The sequence below is a fragment of the Bacillus sp. P4_D3 genome, from assembly GCF_056401855.1.
This window is the reverse complement of sequence record NZ_JBFUIN010000373.1, coordinates 1-3,083: the sequence shown is the minus strand read 5'-3', so window position 1 is coordinate 3,083 and position 3,083 is coordinate 1. Positions and strand designations below refer to the sequence as shown.

Annotated in this window: 2 protein-coding genes; both read right to left on the bottom strand. The window is 36.9% G+C overall.

What is annotated here, in order from left to right; all coding sequences use genetic code 11:
• Window positions 1–162: 162 nt before the first annotated feature.
• Window positions 163–1,863, bottom strand: a complete 1,701-nt coding sequence (locus AC1DTM_RS21275; protein ID WP_477000811.1) for a proline--tRNA ligase — start codon at window positions 1,861–1,863, stop codon at window positions 163–165.
• A 109-nt stretch (window positions 1,864–1,972) separates the two neighbouring features.
• Window positions 1,973–3,083 (bottom strand): RIP metalloprotease RseP (gene rseP, locus AC1DTM_RS21270; RefSeq protein WP_477000810.1); only part of this gene is annotated, 1,111 nt, incomplete at its 5' end.

The window sequence follows — 3,083 nt, the reverse complement described above, 5'->3', positions numbered from 1 at the left end:
ATTTGAAATCGCTCTTGTTGTTCATTTGTTAATGACATAAGCACTCTCCTTCCATTTGCTATTATAAATTGAAACGTACTACAAAGAAAGATTTCTCCCTTCTTCTTTTACAAAATACGTTTACAAAGAAAGAGAAGGTACCTCATTACGAGGTACCTCTTCTTATTTTAAAATATTAGCAATATATGTTTGAAGTTCTTCTACTTTCACTTCTTCAGACTCGCCTGTAGCACGTACTTTCACTTCTACAATACCTTCATCTGCTTTTTTACCAACTGTAACACGAACTGGAAGACCGAATAAATCTGCATCTGCAAATTTAACACCTGCACGTTCTGCACGATCATCTAGTAATACTTCGTATCCTTGCTCTTGTAATGAGTTGTAGATATTTCCACCCATTTCACKTTGTGCATCAGATTTCATATTTACTGGAATTACATGCACATGGAACGGTGCAACAGCTTTTGGCCAAACTAAACCGTTCTCATCATTAAACTGCTCTGCAATTGCTGCCACTGTACGAGATACACCGATACCGTAACAACCCATAATAAGTGGTTTTGTTTTTCCGTTTTCATCTAGGAACGTTGCGTTCATTGCTTCACTATAACGAGTTCCTAATTTGAATACATGACCAACTTCAATTCCACGTGCGAAAAGAATTGTTCCATTTCCATCTGGAGATTGGTCTCCTTCTTGGATGAAGCGTAAATCTGTATATTGACTTACTTTAAAGTCACGTTCTGGATTTACATTTACATAATGGAATCCTTCTTCGTTCGCTCCTGAACATCCATTGACAATTGATGCTACAGCATGGTCAGCGATAATTTCGATATCCCCTGTAACACCAATCGGTCCTAAAGAACCCACTTCACAGTTTAATAACTCTTTTATTTCTTCATGTGAAGCAAGCTCAACGACTGAAGCTCCGTATACATTCTTCACTTTTACATCATTGACTTCATGATCGCCACGAACAAGTACTACTACTAATTTCTCATCTACTTTAAACACCATAGATTTAATGCATTTTTCCGCTGCAATATTTAAGAATGCAGATACTTCTTCAATAGCTTTTTGATCTGGAGTTGCTACTTTTTCAAGTGCTTTTTCGGCTTCATCACTCTTCGTATACGTAGCAACAACAGGAGCCATTTCAATATTTGCCGCATAATCAGATGTATCAGAATACGCAATTGTATCTTCACCTACATCAGATAACACCATAAATTCGTGTGTATCTTTTCCGCCCATTGCTCCAGAATCAGCGATAACTGCACGGAAATTCAAACCACAACGAGCAAAGATATTAGAATACGCTTTGTATAAACCGCTATATACTTCATCCAAACTTTCTTGTGTTGCATGGAAAGAATACGCATCTTTCATTAAAAATTCTCTTCCGCGTAATAAACCGAAACGTGGTCTTTGCTCATCACGGAATTTTGTTTGAATTTGATATAATGTTAATGGTAGTTTTTTGTATGATTTAATTTCATCACGTACAAGATCTGTAATTACTTCCTCATGAGTTGCCCCTAGCGCAAACTCGCGTGCATTACGATCTTTCATACGCATTAATTCTGATCCGTAAGAATACCAACGGCCTGATTCTTGCCATAATTCAGAAGCTTGCATAGCTGGCATTAATAGTTCTACTGCCCCTGCGCGCTCCATTTCTTCACGAACAATACGTTCTACTTTGTGTAACACTTTTAAACCAAATGGTAGAAAACTATAAATACCAGAAGCATTTTGACGCATAAACCCTGCGCGAAGTAATAATTGATGACTCTTAATTTCAGCATCTGCTGGAACTTCACGTAATGTAGGACTGAATACCATACTTTGTTTCATTTATTCGCACCTCTTCATTTTACTCTTACACGCAATAAAATCCCTCACCTCGAGTTAGGTGAGGGATTTTATTCTACGAGCTCTATTTCATTATAAACTTCTTCTTATTTTACAAGAAAAACTTACGGATGTCATTCCATGTTACAACTAACATAAGCAACATTAATAATGCAAACCCAATAAAGTGAACCATTCCTTCTTTTTGACGATCAATTGGTTTTCCTCGTAACGCTTCAATTAAGAAGAAGAACAAACGTCCACCGTCTAAAGCTGGGACTGGTAATAAATTAAATAAACCAAGGTTAATACTTAAAACTGCCGCTAAACTTAGTACACGCGTAAATCCATAATCTACAACTTGATCTGTTAGATTATAAATTCCTACTGGACCTGACAACTCATTAATAGAAAATTGACCCGTTACTAATTTCACAAGAGAATCAAAAATTAGTTTCGTCCATTCGTATGTTTGTTCAAATCCTGATTTAATAGAACCCATCACTGTTTTCTCTACAGGAGAATAAACACCAATTCTACCAACTTCGTCTTTTCCTTCTTTATCAAGCGTTGGTGTTACTTTCACATTAAATTGCTCACTATCACGCTTTACATGTAACGTAATTTCTTTATTTGGGTTTTCACGTACAATCGTTACAACATCTTTCCATGTACTAGTGTTCTTACCATTGATTGCTTGAATTGTATCGTTTTCTTTTAATCCAGCTTGTTCTGCAGCACTATTCCCCATTACTTTTCCAACCATCGGTTTGTCAACAGGAACTCCTTGTACAAATCCAAGAATCACAAAAATAACAAATGCTAGAATAAAGTTCATTGCAGGACCTGCAAAGATTGTTAGAGCGCGTTGACCCAATTTTTTAGAGCCAAATTGTCTATTGTACGGAGCGATTTGAATTTCTTCTCCCGCAGAAATGATACGAGCTTTTTCATTCACTCGGAACGTTTGCAGCTCTTCCTCGTACTCTTCATAACCCGAAATTGTAAGATTATGCTCTAAATCAGCTTGTTCGACTTCAATGACACGAACATTTGGATATTTTTCATGTCCGTCAAAAACTAATTTCACAACTTCGTCTTTTTCATTTAATACAAGCCCAACCTTTTTTCCAGGTTTTAACTCAACTGTGTCCGCATCCTCGCCAGCCATTCTTACATAGCCACCAAGGGGCAGTAATCGAATCGTATACACCGTTTCATTC